22 protein-coding genes, 1 other RNA gene and 1 pseudogene are annotated in these 22,373 nt (G+C 74.0%); 13 read left to right on the top strand and 11 right to left on the bottom strand.

Going from position 1 to position 22,373, the window contains the following annotated elements:
* Window positions 1–142: 142 nt before the first annotated feature.
* Together thrC and M0638_RS03520 are read left to right on the top strand one after the other, a co-directional pair.
* Window positions 143–1,549, top strand: a complete 1,407-nt coding sequence (gene thrC / locus M0638_RS03525; RefSeq protein WP_248665570.1) for a threonine synthase — start codon at window positions 143–145, stop codon at window positions 1,547–1,549.
* Between the two features lie 198 nt (window positions 1,550–1,747).
* Window positions 1,748–2,545, top strand: a complete 798-nt coding sequence (locus M0638_RS03520) for a class I SAM-dependent methyltransferase (protein WP_248665569.1) — start codon at window positions 1,748–1,750, stop codon at window positions 2,543–2,545.
* Between the two features lie 106 nt (window positions 2,546–2,651).
* Here M0638_RS03520 and M0638_RS03515 read toward each other — a convergent pair whose 3' ends face one another.
* The 7 genes from M0638_RS03515 to M0638_RS03485 all read right to left on the bottom strand — a co-directional run bounded on the left by M0638_RS03515 (window position 2,652) and on the right by M0638_RS03485 (window position 8,922).
* Window positions 2,652–3,356, bottom strand: coding sequence for a ribonuclease activity regulator RraA (locus M0638_RS03515; protein ID WP_248665568.1), 705 nt, complete (start codon window positions 3,354–3,356; stop codon window positions 2,652–2,654).
* A 398-nt stretch (window positions 3,357–3,754) separates the two neighbouring features.
* Window positions 3,755–6,028 carry a TonB-dependent receptor family protein gene (locus M0638_RS03510; RefSeq protein ID WP_248665567.1) on the bottom strand — a complete coding sequence of 758 codons (2,274 nt, stop codon included), beginning with the start codon at window positions 6,026–6,028 and terminating at the stop codon, window positions 3,755–3,757.
* A gap of 73 nt (window positions 6,029–6,101) precedes the next feature.
* On the bottom strand, window positions 6,102–6,494 hold the full coding sequence (locus tag M0638_RS03505) for a DUF2946 family protein (protein ID WP_248665566.1): 393 nt from the start codon (window positions 6,492–6,494) through the stop codon (window positions 6,102–6,104).
* Window positions 6,484–7,107: a c-type cytochrome gene (locus M0638_RS03500; RefSeq protein WP_248665565.1), complete on the bottom strand. Its 624-nt coding sequence runs from the start codon at window positions 7,105–7,107 to the stop codon at window positions 6,484–6,486. The genes M0638_RS03505 and M0638_RS03500 overlap by 11 nt, the downstream gene beginning before the upstream one ends.
* A complete protein-coding gene (locus M0638_RS03495; RefSeq protein WP_248665564.1) occupies window positions 7,073–7,561 on the bottom strand; it encodes a copper chaperone PCu(A)C in 489 nt (162 codons plus the stop codon). The genes M0638_RS03500 and M0638_RS03495 overlap by 35 nt, the downstream gene beginning before the upstream one ends.
* A gap of 139 nt (window positions 7,562–7,700) precedes the next feature.
* Window positions 7,701–8,390 (bottom strand): SCO family protein, encoded by a 690-nt coding sequence (locus tag M0638_RS03490; protein WP_345892982.1) that lies wholly within the window; start codon window positions 8,388–8,390, stop codon window positions 7,701–7,703.
* A 112-nt stretch (window positions 8,391–8,502) separates the two neighbouring features.
* Window positions 8,503–8,922: a hypothetical protein gene (locus tag M0638_RS03485; protein WP_248665563.1), complete on the bottom strand. Its 420-nt coding sequence runs from the start codon at window positions 8,920–8,922 to the stop codon at window positions 8,503–8,505.
* On the opposite strand from M0638_RS03485, the pseudogene M0638_RS29065 reads away from it, so the two are divergent.
* Together M0638_RS29065 and M0638_RS03475 are read left to right on the top strand one after the other, a co-directional pair.
* Window positions 8,921–9,430, top strand: a pseudogene (locus tag M0638_RS29065) (GNAT family N-acetyltransferase); the annotation flags it as partial. The gene M0638_RS03485 and the pseudogene M0638_RS29065 overlap by 2 nt on opposite strands.
* A 138-nt stretch (window positions 9,431–9,568) precedes the next feature.
* Complete coding sequence (locus tag M0638_RS03475) at window positions 9,569–11,026, top strand: FAD-binding oxidoreductase (protein WP_248665584.1); 1,458 nt, start codon at window positions 9,569–9,571, stop codon at window positions 11,024–11,026.
* A gap of 151 nt (window positions 11,027–11,177) precedes the next feature.
* Here M0638_RS03475 and M0638_RS03470 read toward each other — a convergent pair whose 3' ends face one another.
* The 3 genes from M0638_RS03470 to thyX all read right to left on the bottom strand — a co-directional run bounded on the left by M0638_RS03470 (window position 11,178) and on the right by thyX (window position 13,232).
* Window positions 11,178–11,720 carry a DUF2937 family protein gene (locus M0638_RS03470; protein ID WP_248665562.1) on the bottom strand — a complete coding sequence of 181 codons (543 nt, stop codon included), beginning with the start codon at window positions 11,718–11,720 and terminating at the stop codon, window positions 11,178–11,180.
* Window positions 11,721–11,884: 164 nt separating this feature from the next.
* Window positions 11,885–12,238 (bottom strand): hypothetical protein, encoded by a 354-nt coding sequence (locus M0638_RS03465; protein WP_248665561.1) that lies wholly within the window; start codon window positions 12,236–12,238, stop codon window positions 11,885–11,887.
* Window position 12,239: 1 nt separating this feature from the next.
* Entirely contained in the window at window positions 12,240–13,232 is a 993-nt protein-coding gene (thyX, locus tag M0638_RS03460; RefSeq protein ID WP_248665560.1) for an FAD-dependent thymidylate synthase, read from the bottom strand.
* A gap of 139 nt (window positions 13,233–13,371) precedes the next feature.
* Between thyX and ssrA the strand changes: the two genes are divergently transcribed.
* The 6 genes from ssrA (at window position 13,372) to M0638_RS03430 (ending at window position 18,940) form a co-directional block, all read left to right on the top strand.
* Window positions 13,372–13,694: a transfer-messenger RNA gene (ssrA, locus tag M0638_RS03455) on the top strand.
* Window positions 13,695–13,825: 131 nt separating this feature from the next.
* Window positions 13,826–14,356, top strand: coding sequence for an SspB family protein (locus tag M0638_RS03450; RefSeq protein WP_248665559.1), 531 nt, complete (start codon window positions 13,826–13,828; stop codon window positions 14,354–14,356).
* A 267-nt stretch (window positions 14,357–14,623) separates the two neighbouring features.
* On the top strand, window positions 14,624–16,267 hold the full coding sequence (locus tag M0638_RS03445; RefSeq protein WP_282571814.1) for a fumarate hydratase: 1,644 nt from the start codon (window positions 14,624–14,626) through the stop codon (window positions 16,265–16,267).
* A 107-nt stretch (window positions 16,268–16,374) separates the two neighbouring features.
* Entirely contained in the window at window positions 16,375–16,773 is a 399-nt protein-coding gene (locus M0638_RS03440) for a RidA family protein (protein WP_248665558.1), read from the top strand.
* A gap of 55 nt (window positions 16,774–16,828) precedes the next feature.
* Complete coding sequence (locus M0638_RS03435) at window positions 16,829–17,224, top strand: VOC family protein (RefSeq protein WP_248665557.1); 396 nt, start codon at window positions 16,829–16,831, stop codon at window positions 17,222–17,224.
* Window positions 17,225–17,329: 105 nt separating this feature from the next.
* Window positions 17,330–18,940, top strand: coding sequence for an ABC transporter substrate-binding protein (locus M0638_RS03430; RefSeq protein WP_248665556.1), 1,611 nt, complete (start codon window positions 17,330–17,332; stop codon window positions 18,938–18,940).
* 230 nt (window positions 18,941–19,170) lie between these two features.
* On the opposite strand, the gene M0638_RS03425 is transcribed toward M0638_RS03430, so the two are convergent.
* On the bottom strand, window positions 19,171–19,356 hold the full coding sequence (locus tag M0638_RS03425) for a hypothetical protein (RefSeq protein WP_248665555.1): 186 nt from the start codon (window positions 19,354–19,356) through the stop codon (window positions 19,171–19,173).
* A gap of 94 nt (window positions 19,357–19,450) precedes the next feature.
* Here M0638_RS03425 and M0638_RS03420 point away from each other — a divergent pair, with 94 nt between their 5' ends.
* Genes M0638_RS03420 through M0638_RS03410 form a run of 3 tightly spaced genes read left to right on the top strand, consistent with a single transcriptional unit; the run spans window position 19,451 to window position 22,372 of the window.
* Window positions 19,451–20,842, top strand: a complete 1,392-nt coding sequence (locus M0638_RS03420; RefSeq protein ID WP_248665554.1) for an aromatic ring-hydroxylating oxygenase subunit alpha — start codon at window positions 19,451–19,453, stop codon at window positions 20,840–20,842.
* On the top strand, window positions 20,832–21,380 hold the full coding sequence (locus tag M0638_RS03415) for a 3-phenylpropionate/cinnamic acid dioxygenase subunit beta (RefSeq protein WP_248665553.1): 549 nt from the start codon (window positions 20,832–20,834) through the stop codon (window positions 21,378–21,380). The genes M0638_RS03420 and M0638_RS03415 overlap by 11 nt, the downstream gene beginning before the upstream one ends.
* Before the next feature lie 11 nt (window positions 21,381–21,391).
* On the top strand, window positions 21,392–22,372 hold the full coding sequence (locus M0638_RS03410) for a Bug family tripartite tricarboxylate transporter substrate binding protein (RefSeq protein WP_248665552.1): 981 nt from the start codon (window positions 21,392–21,394) through the stop codon (window positions 22,370–22,372).
* Window position 22,373: the final 1 nt, after the last annotated feature.

Raw genomic sequence — 22,373 nt, 5'->3', positions numbered from 1 at the left:
CGCCGCCCATGGCCGGCCTGCCGACCCGCCATGCCCGCCTGCCATGCCCGCCTGCCCCTGGCCGCCGCCGCCCGGGCGCCCTACAACGCCCCGGCCGGCGCCCGGCGCGCCGTTTCCTGACCGGTCCTGCGGGAGCATCCGCGTGCGCTATCTCTCCACCCGCGGCCAGGCCGCCCCCCGCGACTTCGAAGGCGTGCTGCTGGCCGGACTCGCCGAGGATGGCGGGCTGTTCCTGCCGGAATCCTGGCCCGAGCTCTCCCCCGCCGAGTGGCGCGCCCTGCGCGGCCTGCCCTACCACGAGCTCGCCGCCCGGCTGCTGCGCCCCTTCGTCGGCGACAGCCTGACCGCCGGCGAGCTGGGCGCCATGACGCGCGACGCCTATGCCGGCTTCGGCCACCCGGCCGTGGTGCCGCTGGCACAGCTCGACACGCGGATCTTCGCGCTGGAGCTGTTCCACGGCCCGACGCTCGCCTTCAAGGACCTCGCCCTCCAGCTCGTCGGCCGGCTGTTCGACCACGCGCTGGCACGGCGCGGCGAGCGCATCACCGTGGTGGGCGCCACCTCGGGCGACACCGGCTCGGCCGCCATCGAGGCGTGCCGCGACCGCGCCGCGATCGACGTGGTGATCCTGCACCCCGAGGGCCGCACCTCCGAGGTGCAGCGCCGGCAGATGACCACCGTGCCGGCGGCCAACATCGCCAACCTCGCCATCCAGGGCGATTTCGACGACTGCCAGGATCTCGTGAAGGCGATGTTCGCCGACGCGCCGTTCCGCGCCGAGATGAACCTCGCCGCCGTCAACTCCATCAACTGGGCACGCATCGCGGCGCAGATCCCCTACTACGCCGCCGCCGCCCTGGCCCTCGGCGCGCCGGACCGGCCCGTCGCGGTCTCCGTGCCGACAGGCAATTTCGGCAACGTGCTGGCCGCCTGGGCGGCGCGGCGCATGGGGCTGCCGATCGAGCGGTTCATCGTCGGCAGCAACCGCAACGACATCCTGGCGCGCTTCCTCGCCGCCAACGACATGAGCGCGCGACCGGTCGATCCCTCGCTCTCGCCCAGCATGGACATCGCCGTCAGCTCGAATTTCGAGCGGCTGCTGTTCGAGCTGCTCGGCCGCGACGCCGCCGCCACCGCCGACATCATGACGCGCTTCCGCGCCGAGGGCCGCATGCCGGTGCCCGACGCCGCCTGGCGCCGCGCCACCGCGCTGTTCGACGGCTTCGCGCTGGACGACCAGGGCACGCTGGAGGAGATCGGGCAGCTGTACCGCGAATGCGGCTACCTCGCCGACCCGCACACCGCGGTCGGCACCGCCGCCGCGCGGGCGCGCCTGCCGGCGGACCCGTCGCTGCCGGTCGTGGTGGCCGCGACCGCGCATCCGGCGAAGTTCCCGGACGCGGTGGAGCGGGCGACCGGGGTCCGCCCGCCGCTGCCGCCGCGCATGGCCGATCTCTACGGGCGCGAGGAGCGGTTCAGCGTGCTGCCGCGCGACCTCGCGGCGGTGGAAGGGTTCGTGCGCCGGCACGCGCGGCGGAACGCGGGATAGGACGGAGCGCCGGCGGACCGCACCCACGCCCGCCCGGCTCGTTCCCGCCCCGCCCCTGTCCGTCCGCCCCTGCCCGCCGGCCGGCTGTCACGGAGGATTCACGCGCCGCCGCCTGGACGGCACCGCACCGCTGCCGCTTCGTGGCGGCCGCGGGCGCAGGCGGGCGTGCCCGGGCCGATAGCGGGGGAGACGGGCGGCATGGCCATCCGGCGGGATGAGGACGGCAGGGGCGGCGGCGACGGCAGCGCGGGCGACGCCGACTACGGCGCCATCGGCGCGGGCTACGCGCAGTACCGCCGGCCCGAGCCGCGCATCGCCGCGCTGATCGAGGCCGCGCTGGGCGATGCCGGCACGGTGCTGAACGTCGGCGCCGGCGCCGGCTCCTACGAGCCGCGCGGCCGCGCCGTCACCGCCGTGGAGCCTTCCGCCACGATGCGCGCGCAGCGGCCGGCCGACCTGCCGCCCGCGATCGACGCCGTGGCCGAATCCCTGCCCTTTCCCGACGGCGCCTTCGACGCCGCCATGGCGACCTTCACCGTGCACCAGTGGCGCGACCTCGGCGCCGGGCTCGCGGAGATGCGCCGCGTCACGCGCGGGCCGGTGGCGATCCTGAGTTGCGACCCGGACGCCGTCGCGGATTTCTGGCTGAACGACTACGCGCCCGAGGTGCTGGCGACCGAGGCGCGCCGCTACCCCCCGATCGCCGCCATCGCCGCGGCGCTCGGGGGCACGGCCGCGGTGCTGCCGGTGCCGATCCCGCTCGACTGCCGCGACGGCTTCAACGAGGCCTATTACGGCCGTCCCGAGCGGCTGCTGGAGGATGGGGCGCGCCTCGCCTGCTCCGCCTGGAGCTTCGTCGCGCCGGCGGTGCGCGACCGGGCCGTCGCGGCGCTGCGCCGCGATCTCGTGGACGGCACCTGGGACGCACGCCACGGGGCGCTGCGCACGCGGCCGGAATTCCACGGCTCGCTGCGCCTGGTCGTCGCACGTCCCTGACGGGCGGCCGGGGCGCGGCCCGCCGGATGCCAGGCGGCACTCCGGCGGGCCGGCGCGCGGCGGCCGGAACCTCCGGGCGCCGGGACCGCGCGGAAGGCGGCCGGGATCAGCCCTTCCGGCGGCTGGCCTCGTAGCGGGCCTTGTTCTCGGCGTTGGGCGGGTAGAGGCCCGGCAGCGAGGCGCCCTTTTCCACCTCGCCCATGATCCAGTTCTCCTGCGCCTCCTGCTCGACGGAAGCGGCCACCACCTCGTCGAGCAGCGCGGCCGGGATCAGCACGGCGCCGTCCTGGTCCACCACCACCACGTCGTCCGGGAACACCGCGACGCCGCCGCAGCCGATCGGCTCCTGCCACGCCACGAAGGTGAGCCCCGCGACGGAGGGCGGCGCCGCGGCGCCCTGGCACCACACCGGCAGGCCGGTGCCGAGCACGCCCGCCACGTCGCGCACCACGCCGTCCGTGATCAGCGCCGCCACGCCCCGCTTCGCCATGCGGGCGCAGAGGATGTCGCCGAAGATGCCGGCATCGGTGACGCCCATCGCGTCCACCACGGCGATGCAGCCCTCGGGCATCGCCTCGATCGCGGCGCGGGTGGAGATGGGCGAGGACCAGGAGGCGGGCGTCGCCAGATCCTCGCGCGCCGGCACGAAGCGCAGGGTGAAGGCGCGGCCGACGAGGCGCGGCTGGCCCTCGCGCAGCGGCTTCGTGCCGCGCATCCAGACGTTGCGCAGCCCCTTCTTGAGCAGGACCGTGGTGAGCGTGGCGGTCGAGACGCCCTTCAGCGCCTCGACGGTTTCCGGGGAGAGGGTCATGGGGCTGTTTCCCGTTCTTCCGCCGGGCTCGGGCCCGGCACGGGCGCCAATGTGGCGGAAGGGGGCGTGAAGCTGAATACCCCCGGGGCGAGCTGGCCGGCCGCTTTTTCGGGGAAGGCGCTGCCTTCCCCGGTCCCCGGGAAGGGCGCTGCCCTTCCCGGACCCATCCCGGCAGGAGGGCGAGGCCCTCCTGCACCTCTCTTCGTTTGGGCCCGGGCCATTTCAACCGTCGGGCCGTCTCTCCCGACATGGGGGATCCAAGGGGGCTTCGCCCCTTGGCGGGGATCCCCAAGGGGCAGCGCCCCTGGCGGGGTCGCAGGGGCGGAGCCCCTGCTTCCGGTTTCCCCTGAGGCGGAGCCCCTGCTCCTGGCCTCTCCCCAGGGCCGAAGCCCGGCGCCTCAGAACGCCGCCCGCACCCCCGCGTAGATGCTGCGCCCGTCCCCCGGATAGAAGATCTGCGTGCTGGTCGTGCGCGCATCCATCACCGTGCTCACGTCGCTGATGGTGCGCTTGCCGCCGAGGTTGCGCGCGTCGAGGAACACGGAGACGCCGTTCGGCAGGTCCACCCCCGCGCGCAGGCCGACCAGCGTGTAGCCCGGCACGCGCAGCGTGTTGGCGTTGTCGGCCCAGGCCCCCTGCGGCACCCAGTCCACCACCGGCCCGGCATAGGCGCCGCTCGGGTGGCGGTACTGCACCGTGGTGCGCAGCACGTGCTCGGGCGCGCCGGCGATGCGGTTGTTGCCGAATTGCCGGTCGTTCCGGAAGCGGAAGTCGTTCCAGGTCCAGACCTGCGCCACGGTCAGCCGGTCGCCCGCCGACACCGTGTCGCGCAGCAGGTCGGCGCGCAGGCCGAGCTCGACGCCCTGCAGCACGGTGCGGTCGGCGTTGAAGGTGCTGGCGGGGATGTCGGGGCCGGTCGTGTACTGGAGCATCTGGCCGCGCACCTCGGAGTGGTAGGCGGTGAGGTCCCAGCCGAAGCGGTCGAAGGTGCCGCGGGTGCCGACCTCCACCGTCCAGGCGCGCTGCGCGGCGAGCGGCGCGAAGCTGGTGCGGCCGTCGGCGCGGGTCTGCGTCAGGTCGGAGAAGTCCGGCACGTCCCGGCTGCGCGTGAGGTTGGCGTAGACCTGCACGTCCGGGCGCGGCAGCAGCAGCAGGCCGAGGCGCGGGTTGAAGCCGTCGTAGATCCGGTTCTGGTCGAAGTAGCCGCGGCTGGCGGTCAGGCCGCCGCCGAGATCGACGTATTCGCGCTCGTTGCGCGCCAGCTTGGCGCCGGTGACCAGCGCCAGGACCGGCATCAGGTACAGCCGGTTCTCGAAATAGGCCTCGTAGTTGCGCGCGTACTGGCGGGCGTTCAGCGTCAGCCGGCCGCGCTCGCCGCCGATGTTGACGTACTGCTTCGCCACCGTCTCGCCGGCGAAGTAGCGCGTGCCGACGACCAGCTCGTTGCGCAGCCCGGCGACCGTGAACTCGCCCGTGTAGCGGGGCGCGATGCCCCAGGTCCAGCTGTCCTGGTCGATCACCTGGAAGATCGGGTGCAGCAGCGACTTGTGGATGCCCCAGACGTCCACGTCGATGCGCTGGTCGGCGTCGAGCCGCACCGTGGTGCGGTTGGCGAGGCGCACCGTGTAGGTGTCGCGCGCCTGGTTGCCGGAGAGCGCGCTGGCGGCGGCCTGGCGCGGGTTGCCCAGCGCCTGCGGCAGCGTCAGCGCGCCGGGAAGCTGCTGCTGCACGACGTAGCCACCGAGGTAGAAGCGAGTCTCGACGTCCGGCGAGATCCGGTAGCCGACATTGCCGTTGAACTGCTCCGACTGCGTGCGCGAATGGCGGCGGTAGCCGTCGGAATGGGTGACGGTGCCGCCCAGGATCGCGTCCGCCTCGCCGAACAGGCGCGACACCTCGCCGTTCAGCCGCAGCGTGCCGAAGGAGCCGCCCTCGATGCGGAACACGTTGGGTGCCACCGCCGTGGCGGCGGTCGGCGTGATGAAGTCGATCGCGCCGCCCAGGGTGGAGCCGCCGTAGCGCAGCGCGTTGCCGCCGCGCAGCACCTGGACCGAGCGGATGGCGAGCGGGTCGATCTGGTAGAAGTCGCCGCTGCCGTCGGCGAGGTTCACCGGGATGCCGTCCTGCAGGATCTCGATGCCGCGCAGGTGGTAGCCGCGCGCGAGGCCGGAGCCGCGCATGGAGAGGCGCATCTCCTGGCCGTAGCGGTTCTGCACGAACACGCCGGGCGTGTCGGCCAGCAGGTCGCGCAGCGTGGCGGTGTAGCGGTCGGTCAGGTCCTCGGTGTCGATCAGGGCGACGCCGCCGGGGATGCGGGACAGCCGCTCCCGCTGCTCGGCGACCGAAGGCGCGGTGAGGCTGCCGCCCCCCCGGGCGTCGGCGGGGGCCGTGGCGGTGACGGCCGGCAGCTCGCCCGGCGCGGCGGCCGGTGGCGTGCCGGCCGGGGCGGCGGCCGGCCGGTCCGACCGGGCGATGTCCGACCGGGCGATGGCAGACGCGGACTGGTCCGATTCGGGGGCCTGCTGCGCCGCGGCCGTGGCGGGCAGCAGCAGCGCCAGCGCGCCGGACAGGCCGAGCGCGGCAAGAGGCGGCGGCGCGGCGGCCGCACGGCGGCGCGCGGCGAACGCGCCCCGGCGCGGGGCGCGCGGGGCGGTGGCGGAATGACGGGACACGGGAATCTCTCTCCGGACCGGCGCGCGGCCGGCGGGGCTGAACGGGCGCGGCACGGGCCGCGGCGGACTCGGTTCAGGAGAGAGCGGTGGGCGGGGCGCGGGCCTGCGGCGGGCGGCAGGGCGGCGCGCGCGGCTGCTGCGGCCGCAGCCCGGGCCGTTCCACGACCCGGACGGGCGCCGGCGGCGACAGGATGGCGGGCGGCGCCGGCAGCGCGGCCGGCGCCACGGCGCAGCAACCATGGCAGAGGCCGCAGGCGGCGTGCGGGTCGCGGCGTGGCGCGCCGGGACCGGCCTCGGCGGCATCGGTGTCGTGGCCGGCGCAGAGCGGCGGGTTGGCGAAGGGATCGGCGGCGGCGCGCGCCACCGTCCAGGCCGCGCCCACCGGGCCGAGCACCTGGAACAGCAGCGCCAGCAGGCAGAGGAGGAAGCCGCGCGCCGCCGGGCGCCGGCGCCGCTCAGGGCGCATCGGCGGGATTGCAGTCGGGCGGGAAGGTCCAGTCGCCTTGCCGCGCCAGCCGCGCCACGGTGGCGCCGTCGCGGTTCGCCATCGCCTGCGCGGCGCGCACGCCGGGCGGCCAGTGGCTGCGGACGAAGGCGAGCACGGCCTGGATCTCGGACCGGCTCAACCGCCCCGCGAAGGCCGGCATGTCGCTCCGGTAGCCGGCGGGCGCCACGCTCGCCATGCCGTGCGCCACGAATTCCTCGAGCTGCGCGTCCGGATGGTCCCAGGCATGGCCGGTGGCATCCAGCGGCGGCGCCGGCAGCCGGCCGGCCGCGTTGGGGCGCCGCCAGTCCGGCTGCCCCTCCAGCGCGGCGCCGTGGCAGCCCGCGCAATTCGCCGCGTAGAGCGCCGCGCCGCGCGCCACCGCGGCCCCGGAATCCGCCGGGCCGGCGCCGGCCCGCAGGGCGACCCCGCCCAGCGGCACCGCGACGCAGAGGGCGAGCAGCGCCACGACCACCATCGGCCGGGCCATGCGTGCCGGCATGCCGGCCCGGCCACGCCCGGACAGGTGCGGCGGCGGCGTCACGGCTTTGGGCGTGGCCTCAGCCGCCATGGCCACCATGGCCGTGATCGCCATGCGGCATGCCGCCGCCGGCCCCGGCCGCCCGCACCTCGGCCTGCACGGTCAGGCTGCCGCCGCGCTCGAAATTCAGCGTCACCGGCACCGTCGTGCCCTGCCGCAGCGCCTGGCTCAGCCTGACCAGCATCAGGTGCAGGCTGCCCGGGCGCAGCGTCACCGTGCCGCCGGCCGGCACCTCGATGGCCGTCACGGGCCGCATGCGCATCACCTCGCCGTCGCGCACGGTCTCGTGCAGCTCGGCGGCGCGCGCCACGGGGCTGGCGGCGGAGAGGAGGCGGTCCGGCTGCGCGCCGGCGTTGCGCAGGGTCAGGAACACGCCGCCGGTGCCGCCCTGCACGGCGGCGCGGGCCCAGGGGCCCTCCACGGTGATGTCGGCCGCGCGCGCCGGGGTGGCGAGGGCGAGCGGGGCGAGGAGCAGGGCGCCGAGGGCGGCGCGGCGGAGGATGGTCATGGCGGGGAAACCTGTCGTGGGTGTTCCGGCGGCCGGTCCGGGATGCGGGGCCGCGTCCGGAAGGTTGGGGATCGGCGCCACGGCCTGCCGGGCCTGGCGCGAGGGCGGTCGGCGTCCGAGGGGGCGCGCGGGGTCCGCGTCAGGACTGCGCCGCGCGCCGGCGCAGCGCCTCGGCGAGCTGCTCGGGCGTGACGCCAGGCTGGAACAGGGCGCGCACCGTGCCGTCCGGGCCGATCAGGTACATGAAGGAGGAGTGGTCCATCAGGTACTCGGTCGTGTCCTGGCCGCGCGCCTTCGCGTAGTAGACGCGGTAGGCCCGCGCCGCCGCCGCCACCTGCTCCGGCGTGCCGGTCAGCCCGACCAGGCGCGGGTGGAACAGCGCGACGTACTGCTTGAGGTGCTCGGGCGTGTCGCGCGCGGGGTCGATCGAGACGAAGACCGGCTGCACCCGCTCGGCGAGGGCCGGGTCGAGCGCATCCAGCGCCGAGGCGATGGTGGCGAGCTCGGTCGGGCAGACATCCGGGCAGAAGGTGTAGCCGAAGGTCATCAGCGTCCAGCGGCCGCGGTAGTCGCGGTCGGTGACGGTGCGGCCGTCCTGGTTCACCAGGGTGAAGGGGCCGCCGAGGTTGACGCCGCCCGGCAGCGTCACCTCGCCGGCGACGCTGCCGAAGCCGGGCGCCTCGGCGGGACGCCGGAGCCAGGCGGCGGCGCCGAAGCCGAGGGCGATCAGCAGGCAGGCGGCGCCGAACAGCGGGCCCCAGCGGCGCATCCCGCTCGGCGCGGGGGTGGGCGTGGGCCCGGGCTTCGGGCTCGGTGTGGTCGGGGGCATGGGGGTACGTTCATCCGATCCGGAAGGCCGCGCCGGCGATCGGGTGGCCGATCGGGACGCGGCGATGCCCGCCGGCCGGAACGGGTCCGGCCGGCGGGCGCGAGGCGATGGATCAGGCGACGGGCGGGGCGCGCGGCTGCTGCGGCGGGGCGCGCGGCGGCGTGGCCGGCAGGCCGGCACGCGCGATCGGGGCGGCGGTCAGGTCGTAGGCGGCCGGCGGCGGCAGGAAAGGCGGCGCGGGCGGTTCGCCCGCCACCGGCGCCTGGCAGAGCGGGCAGAAACCCGATGCCTTGGCCGGCAGGGCCGGGGCCCCCTTCTCCGTCGGCACCGCCAGCCCCGCCAGGACCGGCACCGGTCCCAAGGCCCGGCCCGATGCCCACCCAGGCTGCGCCGCGGCATCGCCGCAGAAGGCCGTGGCGTGCAGGCGCGGCGCGGCCTCGGCCAGGCGCAGGCAATGCGCGAAGGCGCCCGTCCACTGCAACAGCAGCAGCGGGACCAGCAGGCACGCCAGGACGGAGCGTCGGCGCAGCATGCGTCGGTCACTAACCGAAGCCGCCACCGGTGTCACGCATGCCGGATCCTCGACACGGGCGACGAGGCGGCCGGATGCTGCCGGCATGCCGCCCTGCCTCCACCTCGCGCGCCTGACCCCCCTGCCCCCGGCGATCGAGCCGCTTCGCGCCAAGGCAGGGCTGGAAGGGTTCCGCTTCATGGACCGGCTGGTCGCGGAATGGCGGGCGGGCACGAATCGGTTCGACGGTCCCGGCGAGGTGCTGCTGGGCGCTTCCGACGGCGCCGGCCTGCTGGCCGTCGGCGGCCTGAACCGCGATCCGTATGGCGAGCCCGATGGCGTGGCGGCGGGAACGGGCCGCCTGCGCCATCTCTACGTCCGGCCGGCGGCGCGGGGCCGCGGCGTCGCCTCCGCGCTGATCCGGTGCCTGATCGGCCATGCGGCGGACGCCTTCCACACGCTCCGGCTGCGGACGGAGAGCGAGGCGGCCGCCCGGCTCTACGCCGCCCATGGCTTCGTGCCGGCGCGGAGCCCGACCGCCACGCATGTCATGAGGCTGCCCGGCACGCACCGGCCGCCGGGGGCCGGCCATGCAGAGGCCGGCCACGCCCCCAAACCGTTCCGGGTGGTTGACCCTGCCGGCCGCCCGCATGATTCTCCGCCGGCCATGCCCGACACCCTGCCCCCGGCCGAACCCCGCCCTGCCGCCAGCCTGCCTTCGGGCCTGCTCGACGCGCTGCTCGCCCTGCTCGGCCCGCGCGGGGTGCTGACCGACCCGGCGGACATCGCCCCGCACCTCTCGGACTGGCGCAACCTCTACCGCGGCAGCAGCCCCTGCGTGCTGCGCCCGGCGAACACCGGGGAATTGGCGGCGGCCGTGAAGCTCTGCGCCGCCGCCGGCGTGCCGATGGTGCCGCAGGGCGGCAACACCTCCATGGTGGGCGGCGCGACGCCGGACGAGAGCGGCCGGCAGGTGGTGGTGGCGCTCACCCGCATGAACCGCATCCGCGACATCGACCCGGTGGACCTGACCATGACCGCCGAGGCCGGGGTGGTGCTCAAGACCGCGCAGGAGGCGGCGGCGGGTGCCGGCTGCCTGTTCCCGCTCTCGCTCGGTGCCGAGGGCACGGCGACGATCGGCGGCGTGCTCTCCACCAATGCCGGCGGCAACACCACCGTCCGCTACGGCAATGCCCGTGAGCTGATGCTGGGCATCGAGGCGGTGCTGCCGGACGGGCAGGTGCTGCACGGGCTGCGGCGGCTGCGCAAGGACAACACCGGCTACGCGCTGCGCCACCTGTTCGTCGGCGGCGAGGGGACGCTCGGCTTCGTCACCGCCGCGACGCTGAAGCTGTTCCCGGCGCCGCGCGAGACCGAGGTGGCGTTCTGCGCCGTGCGCGACGAGGACGCGGCCCTCGCCCTGTTCCGCCGCTTCCGCGACCGCGACGACAGCGCCGTGCGCGCCTTCGAGTACATGTCGGGCACCGGCATCGACCTGGCGCTGCGCCACATCGAGGGCGCCACCCTGCCGCTGGCCGAGCGGGCCGACCACTACGTGCTGGTCGATCTCGCCACGCCCCGCCCGGATGGCGGGCTGCGGGCGCTGATGGAGGCGGTGCTGGAGGAGGCGCTGGAGGCGGGCGAGGTGCTGGACGCCGCGATCGGCGAGAGCGAGGCGCAGCGCGGCGCGATCTGGCGGCTGCGCGAGGAGCACCCGGAGGCGCAGAAGCGCGAGGGGGCGAGCGTGAAGAACGACGTCTCCGTGCCGGTCTCCAGGGTGCCGGAGATGATCCGGCGCTGCTCGGCGGCGCTGGTGGAACTGATCCCCGGCAGCCGTCCCGTGCCCTTCGGTCACATGGGCGACGGCAACATCCACATGAACCTGGAGCAGCCCGAGGGCGCCGACCCGGCCGCCTTCCTGGCCCGCAGCCACGACATCATGGACACGGTGAACGCCGTCGTGCGCGATCTCGACGGCTCCTTCTCCGCCGAGCACGGCGTCGGCCGGCTCAAGACCGACATGGTGGCGGACTGGCGCGGCGGCGCCGAGATCGACCTGATGCGCCGCATCAAGGCGGCCGTCGATCCGCAGGGCCTGATGAACCCCGGCAAGGTGCTGGACTGAACGGGGAAGGCGGCCCGAACCTTCGGGGGTCTCGAAGGGGGCTTCGCCCATCTCCCTCCCTTGGCGCGGGAGGGTAGCCAAGGGAGGGCGGCGCCCTCCCTGCCGGGGTCCGGGGCGGAGCCCCGGCTGAACTACCCCGAACGCCCGCCCCCTACCGCCACGCCGCCCGCCGCGCCGCTGCCCGGCCGGCGAAGGGCGCGATCACCATCTGCGCCAGCAGCGTGCCGAGCAGCAGCCCGGCCAGCCCGTAGACCCCGCCCGCGAGGCTGAGCGAGACCTGCGGCACGTGCTCGGCGAGGGCGGTGCGCAGGATGGCGTGCTTGTCCACCTCGTCGTCCATCGCGTCGGCCAGGGCGACGACGGGGCGGAGCAGCGGCGAGGCGGCCTCGATGCGGTCGTAGGCGGCGCGCAGCCCGGCGGCGCGGCGGATGGAGTTGCCGAGCGATTCCGCGTTGGCCGGCTCGACGCGGCGCAGCGCGGCGATCACGCCCTCGTCGTCCTCGGCCGGGATGGCGTAGAATTGCCGCGCCACGGCCTTGCGGTGCTCGATGTCGCGGCGGCTTTCCTGGGCGATCTGCAGCAGGGCGGTGGCGTAGCCCTGCGCGATCGCCGGCACCTGCATCGCGGCGAGCGTCAGCGACAGGGCCAGGCCGAGCCGGATCGCGTCCGAGAGCCAGCGCCCGAGGAAGCCCATGGCTCAGCGCCCGCCGGCCGGGGCGATGCCCGGGGCGTGGCCGGATCCCTCGACGCGGGCTGACGGCATCGGCCCGATTCCTTCCTGTCCCGCCCCGGCCTCTGTCCGGTCAACGCCCCGGCCGCGCCCGGTTTCCCGGCGGGCGCCGCGACGGGACGCCGGGCTCAGCGCGCGGGCATGGTCCAGCGGCCGAGCAGGAAGCCGAACACCAGCGCGCCGATGATGACCGCGCCGACGTCGCCGAAGAAGGCGTGCATGATCGGCAGCAGCAGCAGCGGCGCCGAGACCAGCAGCGCCACGCGCATCCAGCGGGTGCGCGGGCTGATCGCCGCCACCGCGCTGCGGGCGCGGTGGCGGAGGCCGCCCGTGCGCGGCTTGTTGCCGGGGGAGTTGGCGGCGGACTTGCCGGGGGGCTTGGCAGGCGCCGGCTTGGTCCCCGCCGCGCCGGCGGCCGGGCGCCCGCCGCCGCGCCGGGCGGCCGGTGCCTTGAGGGCCTTGTCGGCGGCGGCACCGGCCATCTCAGCGCGCCCCGGCCGATTCCGCGCCGGGCGAGGCGCCGCCCGGCAGGGCCGATCCCGACTCGTCGCATCCCAGCATCGCCATCAGCTCCCGCCACTCGCGCTTCGAAAGGCCGCTGCCGGCGGCCGGCACCGCCTCCCCGGCCAGCATCCGGCGCACCACGGCCAGCATCTGCGCCGAGAGGGTCACCGCGCCCATCCGGTAGTCGCGGAACGCCTCGAAGGCGTGCGGCACCCAGGCGCGCACCGTCTCCAGCATCGCCTCGGCGTAGACGCGGATCTCGTACTGGGCGTGCGCGTCGGCGCGCAGCGAGAGGAAGCCGAGCAGGTTGTGCAGGTCGGTCTTCCAGTACCACTGCGTGTAGGTGTTGAGGGTCAGGTTCATCCGCGCCAGCTCGCGCGCGAGGCCCTGGCGGGCGGGATCGACCGGGTTGCCCTCGGCGTCCTCGTTCAGCATGGCGGCGTAGTGGTCGTAGTTGCGCGCCGCGTCCTGGCGCAGCAGGTCCAGCACCTCGGCCGCCTCGGCGCCCTCCAGCACGGCCCCGCGCCCCTGGCGGTTGCTGGCGGACTGCGCGGCCAGGTGCTCCGGGGCGGGGACGTAGAATTCCCGGTCCAGGATCGAGTAGCGCGCCGAGTACTCGTTCACGTTCGCCGTGCGGTGGCGGATCCACTGCCGCGCCACGAAGATCGGCAGCTTCACGTGGTACTTGATCTCGCACATCTCGAAGGGCGTGGAGTGGCGGTGCCGCATCAGGTAGCGGATCAGGCCGCGATCCTCGTTGGTGGCCTTCGTGCCGGCGCCGTAGGAGACGCGGGCGGCCTGCACGATGGCGGCGTCGTCGCCCATGTAGTCGATCACGCGCAGGAAGCCGTGGTCCAGCACCGGGACGGGCTGGAACAGCAGGGCCTCCAGCGCCGGCACGGTGGGGCGGCGCGTGCGGGCCTCGGCGGCGCGGGCGGCGGCGATCTCCTGGTGTTGCGCGTCCGTCAGCATCGCCTAACCCACTCTGGGATCAACAGAATCGGCAGGGGAAGCCGTCTGGTCTGGATATCGAACCACATAACCATGTGGTCCTACACCTCGCGATGTGGTCCGGCACCCCCCAGCCGGGGCGGCCGCGGCCGAAACTCACCCCCTCGAAATCCGGAGGCGGCCATGCCATATTGGTCCTGCCGCTTGCGGCTATGGCGATAAACGGATCGTGGAATAAGCGTTGCGGACCCGGGGGCAGTGCCCGGCGCCTCCACCAACCATCCCCGCCTTGTCGGGCGGGGACGATGGGGGCGAAACAGGCTCGACGCGCGCGGTAAAGACGCTCCTTTTGCCCGGCATGGTACCGCCGTCATCGGACCAAATCACAAGTGCCAACGATAACAGCCGCGAGGCTGTGGCGCTCGCTGCCTAGGAATAGGTAAGCGCGGGTCGGGGGGCCCCGGGCAACAGAAGCCCCCCACTTCCTTCCCCGTTCCGGTTTCCCTATATCGGCGCGCCCGCCCACCCGGCAGGACCGCCCCGCCGGTCCGCGATGCCAGGTGCTGCTTCCACCCGGTGACGCGCCACCCTATGCTGGCGTAGGGACGAGCCACATGACCGACGACGCGCCGCAGGTCGACAGCCTGCTGCCCTACGAACGCTGGACCGAGGAGGCGCTGCGCGAGGTCGTCGTGCGTGCCCTCGAGTACACCGCCGCCAACGGGCTGCCCGGCGAGCACCACTTCTATCTCACCTTCCGCACCGACCATCCCGGCGTGGTCGTCCCCGGCCACCTGCGGGCGCGCTACCCGCAGGAGATGACCATCGTCCTGCAGCACCGCTTCTGGGACCTGAAGGTGGACCGCGCCGCCGGGCTGTTCTCGGTGGGGCTCTCCTTCGGCGGCGTGCCCTCCGCGCTGACCGTCCCCTTCGCCGCCCTCGCCGCCTTCGCCGACCCGCAGGTGCGCTACGGCCTGCGCTTCCAGCCCGAGGACGCGCCGCCGGCCGAGGCCCCGGCGCCGGAAGCGCCGCCCGAGGCGCCGGCCGACGAGGCCTCGCCCGCCGCCGACCCGTCCGCCCAGGCCGAGGCCCCGGCGCAGGTCGTCAGCCTCGACGCCTTCCGGCGCCGCCCGCCGCGGGAGTGAGCCGGCCCTCCCGGCCATCCGGCGGGCCGCCCTCCTTGCCCCGGGCCCGCCGCGCCTTCCTCACCCGCCGCCGGGGCCCCCGCTCCCGCCCGGGCCCGCCCCGGCCGCGCCATGAGTTGGCTTGCGCGCGCCGCTGCGGTAATCCGCGCTGGATGCTCCCATATGCGGAGCGACGCGGTGCCGGGCCCGCGTGACCGATCGCCGCCCCCCGTTCGCCTCAGCCCGCGGAGAACCGCCGTGACCCCTCCCCTTGACGTCGACGTCGGCATGCCGGTGGAGCGCCGCTCCGACAGCTTCCGATTCAGCACGATGTTCCCGCTGGGCGAGGACACCACCCCCTACCGCAAGCTCGACATCCTCGGTGTCTCCACCGCGGGCTGCGACGGCAAGACGGTGGTCAAGGTCACGTCCGAGGCCCTGGCCGAGCTGGCCTTCCAGGCCTTCCGCGACGTCTCCCACCTGCTGCGCCCCGGCCATCTCGCGCAGCTCCGCAAGATCCTCGACGATCCCGAGGCCAGCGCGAACGACCGCTTCGTGGCGCTCGACCTGCTGAAGAACGCCAACATCGCGGCGGGCGGCGTGCTGCCCATGTGCCAGGACACCGGCACCGCCATCGTGTTCGGCAAGAAGGGCCAGCGCGTCTGGGTCGAGGGCGACGAGGAGGAGGCGCTCTCGCGCGGCGTCGCGCGCACCTACACCGAGACCAACCTGCGCTACTCGCAGATGGCGCCGCTCTCGATGTTCGAGGAGGTCAACACGGGCAACAACATGCCCGTGCAGTTCGACCTCTACGCCTCGCCGGGCGGGCACCACGACGAGGAGTTCAGCCTGATGTTCGTCGCCAAGGGCGGCGGCAGCGCGAACAAGACCTTCCTCTACCAGCAGACCCGCGCGGTGCTGAACACCGACAAGCTGCTGGCCTTCCTGCAGGAGAAGATCCGCACCCTCGGCACCTCCGCCTGCCCGCCCTACCACCTGGCCATCGTGATCGGCGGCACCTCGGCCGAGACCTGCCTCAAGACCGTCAAGCTCGCCTCGACGCGCTACCTCGACGCGCTGCCGACCACCGGCGACAAGTCCGGCCACGCCTTCCGCGACGTGGCGCTGGAGCAGGAGATCCACAAGCTCACGCAGAACATCGGCATCGGCGCGCAGTTCGGCGGCAAGTACTTCTGCCACGATGTCCGCGTGATCCGCCTGCCGCGCCACGGCGCCAGCCTGCCGATCGGCATCGGCGTCTCCTGCTCGGCCGACCGGCAGATCAAGGCCAAGATCACGCCCGAGGGCGTGTTCCTGGAGGAGCTGGAGCACGACCCGGCGAAGTACCTGCCCGAGCACACGGACGAGATCCTGGGCGGCGAGGTGGTGAAGATCGACCTCTCGAAGCCGATGGACGAGATCCGCGCCCAGCTCTCGCAGTACCCGGTCAAGACGCGCGTCGCGCTCACCGGCACCATGGTGGTGGCACGCGACATCGCCCACGCCAAGCTGAAGGAGCGGCTGGACCGCGGCGAGGGGATGCCGGACTACATCAGGAACCACCCGGTCTACTATGCCGGCCCGGCCAAGACGCCCGAGGGCTATGCCACCGGCTCCTTCGGCCCCACCACGGCGGGGCGCATGGACAGCTACGTCGCCGAGTTCCAGGCCAATGGCGGCAGCCTCGTCATGCTGGCCAAGGGCAACCGCTCCAAGGCGGTGACGCAGTCCTGCCAGCGCAACGGCGGCTTCTACCTCGGCTCGGTCGGCGGGCCGGCGGCGCGGCTGGCGCAGGACTGCATCCGCAAGGTCGAGGTGCTGGAGTACCCGGAGCTCGGCATGGAGGCGGTCTGGAAGATCGAGGTCGAGGACTTCCCGGCCTTCATCGTCGTGGACGACAAGGGCAACGACTTCTACGACGGGCTGGAGTAGCCCGCGCCGGCCGGGCGGCAGGCCGCCGCCGGCCGCCCCCCCCCCACGCCGCGACCATGGCTCCCGCGCGGGCCCGTGGGCGCCGAACCAGAGGGATGCGATCCACGATGCCCCGACGCCTGCTTTCATCCGGCAGCCGCTTCGAGGCGGAGATCGGCTACTCCCGCGCCGTGGTGGACGGGGACTTCGTGTTCGTCTCCGGCACCACCGGCTACGACTACGCCACCATGACCATCGCGCCCGAGGTGGAGGCGCAGTGCGCGCAGGCCTTCCGCAACATCGAGGCGGTGCTGGCCGAGGCCGGGACGGGGCTCGACGACGTGGTGCGCGCCCTGTTCGTCCTGCCCGACCGCGCGGACTGGCCGCCCTGCTGGCCCGTGGTGAAGCGGCATCTCGGCGCGGCGCGGCCCGCCTCCACCATGATCGTGGCCGGGTTGCAGACGCCGGAGATGCGGATCGAGATCGAGGTCACCGCCCGGCTGCGCCGGCGTGCCGGCGACCGCTGACACACGGGCAGTCGCCGCCCCCGGGCAACCGACGCCCCCTTCGGAGAGTGGATGCATGCGCTTCGCCGTCGACCGGCTCGACCACCTGGTGCTGACCTGCCGCGACCTGGAGGTGACCGCCTCCTGGTACCAGCGCGTGCTGGGCATGGAGCGGGAAAGCTTCGGGCCGGACAACAAGCGCACCGCGCTGAAATTCGGCGGCCAGAAGATCAACCTGCACCAGCAGGGCGAGGAGCTGAAGCCGCATGCGGCCGCCCCCGGCCCCGGCACCGCCGATCTGTGCTTCGTCGCCACCGTGCTGGCCGAGGACGTGGCGGCGCATCTGCGCGAATGCGGCGTGTCGATCGAGATCGGGCCGGTGCCGCGCACCGGCGCGCTCGGGCCCTTCACCTCGGTCTACTGCCGCGACCCGGACGGCAACCTGATCGAGCTGTCGAGCTACTCGGGCTGAGCCGCCGCGCCGGCGGGGCGGACGAGATACCGCCCCTGGCACGCGCATTGCTAACTCCCGGCCACGCCTGGCTGCACCGCCAGCCCTCCGCCGGGAGTCCTCGCCTTGCAACGACGCCACCTGCTGCTCGGCAGCACCGCCACGCTCGCCTCGCCCCTGGCCGCCCCGCGCCTCGCCCGTGCCCAGGGGGGCAGCCAGGGCAGCGGCGCCGCCGGCACGCTGCGCTTCGTGCCCTACGCCGACCTCGCGCTGATCGACCCGATCGTCACCTCGGCCTATGTCACGCGCACCCACGCGCTGATGGTGTTCGACACGCTCTACGGCCTCGACGAGAACGGCGCGCCGCGGCCACAGATGGTCGAGGGGCACCGCGTCGAGGATGACGGGAAGCGCTGGACCCTGACGCTGCGCGAGGGGCTGCGCTTCCACGACGGCACGCCGGTGCTGGCGCGCGACGTGGTGGCGAGCCTGGAACGCTGGGCCAAGCGCGACCCGTTCGGCGACGCGCTGATGGCCGCGACCGACGAGCTTGCCGCGCCCGACGACCGCACCATCCGCTTCCGCCTGAAGCGTGCCTTCCCGCTGCTGCCCAACGCGCTGGGCAAGCCCACCTCCTACCTGCCGGTCATCATGCCCGAGCGCCTGGCGCGGACCGAGCCGACGCGGCAGGTGCCGGAGCTGGTCGGCAGCGGCCCGTTCCGCTTCGTGGCCGGCGAGCGCGTGCCCGGCGCCCGCGCCGTCTATGCCCGCTTCGAGGGCTACGTGCCGCGCCCCGACGGCACGCCGAGCTTCACCGCCGGCCCGCGCCTCGCCCGTTTCGAGCGGGTGGAGTGGCAGACCATCCCGGACGCCGCGACCGCCGCCGGCGCGCTGCGCAACGGCGAGGTGGACTGGGTGGAGCAGCCCTCGATCGACCTGCTGCCCCTGCTCAGGCGCGACCGCAACATCGTGGTGCGCCCGGTCGAGACCAACGGGCTGATCGGCGTGCTGCGCTTCAACCACCTGCAGCCGCCCTTCAACCGGCCGGAGATACGCCGCGTCGTGCTCAAGGCGGTGCGGCAGGCGGATTTCATGGAGGCGGTGGCGGGCGCCGACCGCTCGATCTGGCGCGACAATGTGGGCGTGTTCACCCCCGGCTCGCCCATGGCCAGCGACGCCGGGATGTCGGTGCTGAGCGGCAAGCACGACCCCGCCGCGCTGAAGCGCGAGCTGGCGGCCGCCGGCTACAACGGCGAGCGCACCGTGCTGCTGGCCGGCACCGACGTGCCGCGCATCAATGCCGTGTGCGAGGTGGCGGGCGAGATGCTGCGCCAGCTCGGCTTCAACCTCGACTACGTGGCGACCGACTGGGGCACGGTGGTCCAGCGCAACGCCAACCGCCAGCCCGTGGACCAGGGCGGCTGGAGCCTGTTCGCCACCTACTGGGGCGGGCTCGACTTCAGTTCGCCCGCCGGGCACCAGGCGCTGCGCGGCAACGGGCTGCGCGCCTGGAACGGCTGGCCCACCAGCCCGCGCATCGAGGCGCTGCGCGACCAGTGGTTCACCGCGCCCGACCTCGCGACCCAGCAGCGCCTCGCGCGCGAGATGCAGCTCGCGGTCTTCGAGGAGGTGCCCTACGTGCCGGTGGGGCAGTTCACCCAGCCCACCGCGTACCGGCGCGACCTGACCGGCGTGCTGACGGGGCTGCCGCTGCTGACCAACGTGGCACGGGGGTAGGCGGCTGACCTCGGGGCACCGGGAAGGGCTCTGCCCTTCCCGGACCCATCCCGGCAGGAGGGCGAGGCCCTCCTGCACCTCTATCCGTACGGGTCCCGGGTGTTGAAACACCCGGGACCTCTCTTCCGGACGGGGGATCCAGGGGGGCTTCGCCCCTTGCTGGGAGCGTGCGGAGAGGGCGGCGCCCTCTCTGCCGAGGCCCGGGGCGGCGCCCCGATGCCCGCCCGGCTTCAGCGCGGCGCCGCCAGCCCGGCGATGTCGCTCGCCGCCACCGGCTCCTCCGCCGTCCCGCCCTCCTCGCGGCAGAACAGCCACATCCCGTCCGCCGGGTTGTCCACCACGATCACCACGCGCCCGTCGCGCAGGCGCAGCGCCGTGCCGGGCGCGATCTCGACGAGGTTCAGCGGTTCGCTCATGCCTGCCTCCGGTCGTTGACGCTCAGCATACCGCGTGTCAACGTCCCCGCCAGGGACGCCGTCGCGCAACGAACGCGATCGAGGAGTGCGGATCATGGCGGGCAACGCCGATTCCCTGGACGTCGATGCGCTGGTGGACCGCGCCGGCGGCACCGTGGCGCGCGGGATCTTCGTCGATCAGGCCGTGTTCGAGGCCGAGCAGGAACGGATCTTCACCCGCGCCTGGCTGTTCGTCGGCCATGAGAGCCTGATCCCGAAGCCGGACGACTTCTTCGTCTCCCGCATGGGCACGGAATCCGTGGTGCTGACGCGCGACCGCGGCGGGCAGGTGCACGTGCTGCTCAACTCCTGCACGCATCGCGGCATGAAGGTCTGCCGCTACGACCAGGGCAACACGCGCGTCTTCACCTGCCCCTATCACGGCTGGAGCTTCGCGACGGACGGCAAGCTGGCCGCGACGCCTGGCGCGCTGGTCGGCGTGCCGCATTTCGACCGCGCCTACCACGGCGAGCTGAAGCGCGACGACTGGGGGCTGGTGCGGGCGCCGCGCGTGGCGCTCTACAAGGGCACGGTCTGGGCGAGCTGGGACCCGGACGCGGTGGAGCTGACCGACTATCTCGGCGACATGCGGCTCTATCTCGACTTCGCGCTGGACGGACGCGACGGCTCGCCAGGCGGCTCGGTGGTGGTCGAGGGCGTGCAGAAATGGCGTGTCAACGCCAACTGGAAGTTCGCGCCGGAGAACTTCATCGGCGACATGTACCACGACATCAGCCACCGCTCGGTGGATCTCGTGGGCATCGGCCCTTCCGGCGGGCGCGGGCGACGCGACAACCTGCGGCCGCGCACCACCATCTGCTTCCCCGGCCTCGGCCACGGGCTGATCGGCGAGCCGCCACACACCAGCGAGCCGCCCTACGTGCCCGCCTGGAAGAAGTACCCGGAAGTCGAGGAGTACTTCCGTCAGGTCCACGAGCGCCGTGTCGCGCTGCTCGGCGAGCGGCCGCGCGTGACGATGAGCGTCGGCACCATCTTCCCCAACATGAGCTTCCACGGCCGCCAGCCGCGCACCATCGCCGTGGCGCACCCCATCTCGCCCACCGAGATGGAGATGTGGCGCTTCTGCCTGATCGACGCCGATGCGCCGGCGGCGGTGAACGATGCGGCGCGCCACTACTTCCTGCGCTACTCGGGCCCCGCCGGCATGACCGAGTCCGACGACCTGGAGAACTGGTCCTACGCGACGGAGGCCAGCCGCGGCCCGATCGCGCGGCGGCAGCGCTACAACTACCAGATGGGCATGGGCCATGCCCGCCCCGTCCCCGGCCTGCGCGGCGCCGTGGAGAACGGCGAGGTCACCGAGGAGAACGCCCGCGCCTACTACAGCCGCTGGTCCGACTTCATGCGCGGCGACCCGTGGACCCCGCCGGCCGCCGAATACGTGCCGATGCCCGAGCCCGCGCGGGAGACGGAAGATGCTGGCTGAGCTGGACGAGGGCCTCGCCGGGCTGCTGCTGGCCCGCAGCGTCGAGCAATTCCTCTACGCGGAGGCGGCGATGCTGGACGAGCGCCGCTACCGCGACTGGCTGGCGATCCTCGACGACGGCATCCGCTACTTCGCCCCGCTCGCGCGCAACATGCGCCGGGACCGGCTCGGCGAGGAGTACACGCGCCAGGGCCAGGACCTCGCCTGGTTCGACGAAGGCAAGGAGACGCTCACCCAGCGCGTCGAGCAGATCGAGACCGGCATCCACTGGGCCGAGGAGCCGGTCTCGCGTGTCTGCCACATGGTGACCAATGTCGAGATCCTCTCGGCGGTGCCGGAGGCGCGGCATGCCGAGACAGTGGAGGTGCGCTGCCGCTTCCTGGTCTACCGCAACCGGCTGCAGGACGAGGAGATGCTGCTGATCGGCAAGCGGCTCGACACGCTGGTGCGCGACGGCACGGGCTGGAAGCTGCGCCGTCGCGAGATAAGGCTCGACCAGAACGTGCTCCAGGCCAAGAACCTGACGGTCTTCCTGTGAGGCGCGTTTCCATGCGCCGCCGTGCCCTGCTCGCCGCCCCGGCCCTGCTGCCCTTCCTGTCGCGCGCCGCTGCCGCGCAGGATGCGGCGCCCTGGCCGCCGCGCGAGGTGCGGATCATCGTCCCCTTCCCCGCCGGCCGCGTCACCGACCTCGTGGCGCGCATCGTGGCCGATGGGCTGCGCGCCGAGCATGGCACGGTGGTCGTCGTCGAGAACCGGCCCGGCGCCAACGCCACCATCGGGCTCGACCTGCTGCGCCGCGCGCCGCCGGACGGCGCCACGCTGCTGGTGGGCGGCCTCGGCAGCCACGGCCTGCCGCCCGCCGTCATCAACCGCTACCCGTTCGACGTGGACCACGACTTCACCGCCCTCGCCATCATGGCCGAGTTCGTCAACGTCATGGTGGTCTCGCCGCAGGTGCAGGCGCGCGACGTGCAGGCCTTCATCGCCGAGGCGAAGGCGCATCCCGGCGCGATGAACTACCCCTACACCAGCGTCGGCGCCTCCAACCAGATGACGGCCGAGCTGTTCAGGTTGCGCACCGGCACGGAGATCGTCGGCGTGCCGCTCGGCCAGGCCGGCAACACGCTGGTGCTGCTCCAGCGCGGCGACGTGCAGGTGGCGTTCGAGAACCTGCCCACCGTCGCCGGCGCCATCCGCGCCGGCGCACTGCGCGCGCTGGCCGTCACCAGCCCCTACCGCACCCCGGCCCTGCCGGACGTGCCGACCATGCAGGAGGCCGGCCTGCCCGATTTCAGCGTGACGAGCTGGATCGGCCTCTACGGCCCGCCCGGCATGCCGCCGCCGCTGCGCGAGCGGGTCGTGACCGAGCTGCGCCGCATCGCCGCCACTGATTCCGCCCGCGACCGGCTGCGCGCCGCCGGCTTCGAGCCCGCCTTCCGGCCGGATGCCGAATTCGCCGCCTTCCAGAGCGCCGAGGTGGCGCGCTGGCGCGGCGTGGTGCGCGATGCCAACCTCCAGCTCAGCGACTGAG

Source organism: Roseomonas acroporae (genome assembly GCF_023223525.1).
Classification (GTDB): domain Bacteria; phylum Pseudomonadota; class Alphaproteobacteria; order Acetobacterales; family Acetobacteraceae; genus Roseomonas_E; species Roseomonas_E acroporae.
This window is presented reverse-complemented; position numbering and strand designations above follow the sequence as displayed.

Bases quoted from the DNA above. Each gene is read 5' to 3' on its own strand.
- M0638_RS03465 (WP_248665561.1), bottom strand. From the start codon at position 12,238: ATGGCCGGTGCCGCCGCCGACAAGGCCCTCAAGGCACCGGCCGCCCGG.
- M0638_RS03425 (WP_248665555.1), bottom strand. From the start codon at position 19,356: ATGAGCGAACCGCTGAACCTCGTCGAGATCGCGCCCGGCACGGCGCTG.
- M0638_RS03505 (WP_248665566.1), bottom strand. From the start codon at position 6,494: ATGCGCCCTGAGCGGCGCCGGCGCCCGGCGGCGCGCGGCTTCCTCCTC.
- M0638_RS03490 (WP_345892982.1), bottom strand. From the start codon at position 8,390: ATGCCCCCGACCACACCGAGCCCGAAGCCCGGGCCCACGCCCACCCCC.
- M0638_RS03520 (WP_248665569.1), top strand. From the start codon at position 1,748: ATGGCCATCCGGCGGGATGAGGACGGCAGGGGCGGCGGCGACGGCAGC.
- M0638_RS03410 (WP_248665552.1), top strand. From the start codon at position 21,392: ATGCGCCGCCGTGCCCTGCTCGCCGCCCCGGCCCTGCTGCCCTTCCTG.
- M0638_RS03495 (WP_248665564.1), bottom strand. From the start codon at position 7,561: ATGACCATCCTCCGCCGCGCCGCCCTCGGCGCCCTGCTCCTCGCCCCG.
- M0638_RS03445 (WP_282571814.1), top strand. From the start codon at position 14,624: ATGCCGGTGGAGCGCCGCTCCGACAGCTTCCGATTCAGCACGATGTTC.
- M0638_RS03435 (WP_248665557.1), top strand. From the start codon at position 16,829: ATGCGCTTCGCCGTCGACCGGCTCGACCACCTGGTGCTGACCTGCCGC.
- M0638_RS03450 (WP_248665559.1), top strand. From the start codon at position 13,826: ATGACCGACGACGCGCCGCAGGTCGACAGCCTGCTGCCCTACGAACGC.
- M0638_RS03440 (WP_248665558.1), top strand. From the start codon at position 16,375: ATGCCCCGACGCCTGCTTTCATCCGGCAGCCGCTTCGAGGCGGAGATC.
- thyX (WP_248665560.1), bottom strand. From the start codon at position 13,232: ATGCTGACGGACGCGCAACACCAGGAGATCGCCGCCGCCCGCGCCGCC.
- M0638_RS03485 (WP_248665563.1), bottom strand. From the start codon at position 8,922: ATGCTGCGCCGACGCTCCGTCCTGGCGTGCCTGCTGGTCCCGCTGCTG.
- M0638_RS03420 (WP_248665554.1), top strand. From the start codon at position 19,451: ATGGCGGGCAACGCCGATTCCCTGGACGTCGATGCGCTGGTGGACCGC.
- M0638_RS03500 (WP_248665565.1), bottom strand. From the start codon at position 7,107: ATGGCGATCACGGCCATGGTGGCCATGGCGGCTGAGGCCACGCCCAAA.
- M0638_RS03515 (WP_248665568.1), bottom strand. From the start codon at position 3,356: ATGACCCTCTCCCCGGAAACCGTCGAGGCGCTGAAGGGCGTCTCGACC.
- M0638_RS03470 (WP_248665562.1), bottom strand. From the start codon at position 11,720: ATGGGCTTCCTCGGGCGCTGGCTCTCGGACGCGATCCGGCTCGGCCTG.
- M0638_RS03415 (WP_248665553.1), top strand. From the start codon at position 20,832: ATGCTGGCTGAGCTGGACGAGGGCCTCGCCGGGCTGCTGCTGGCCCGC.
- M0638_RS03475 (WP_248665584.1), top strand. From the start codon at position 9,569: ATGCCCGACACCCTGCCCCCGGCCGAACCCCGCCCTGCCGCCAGCCTG.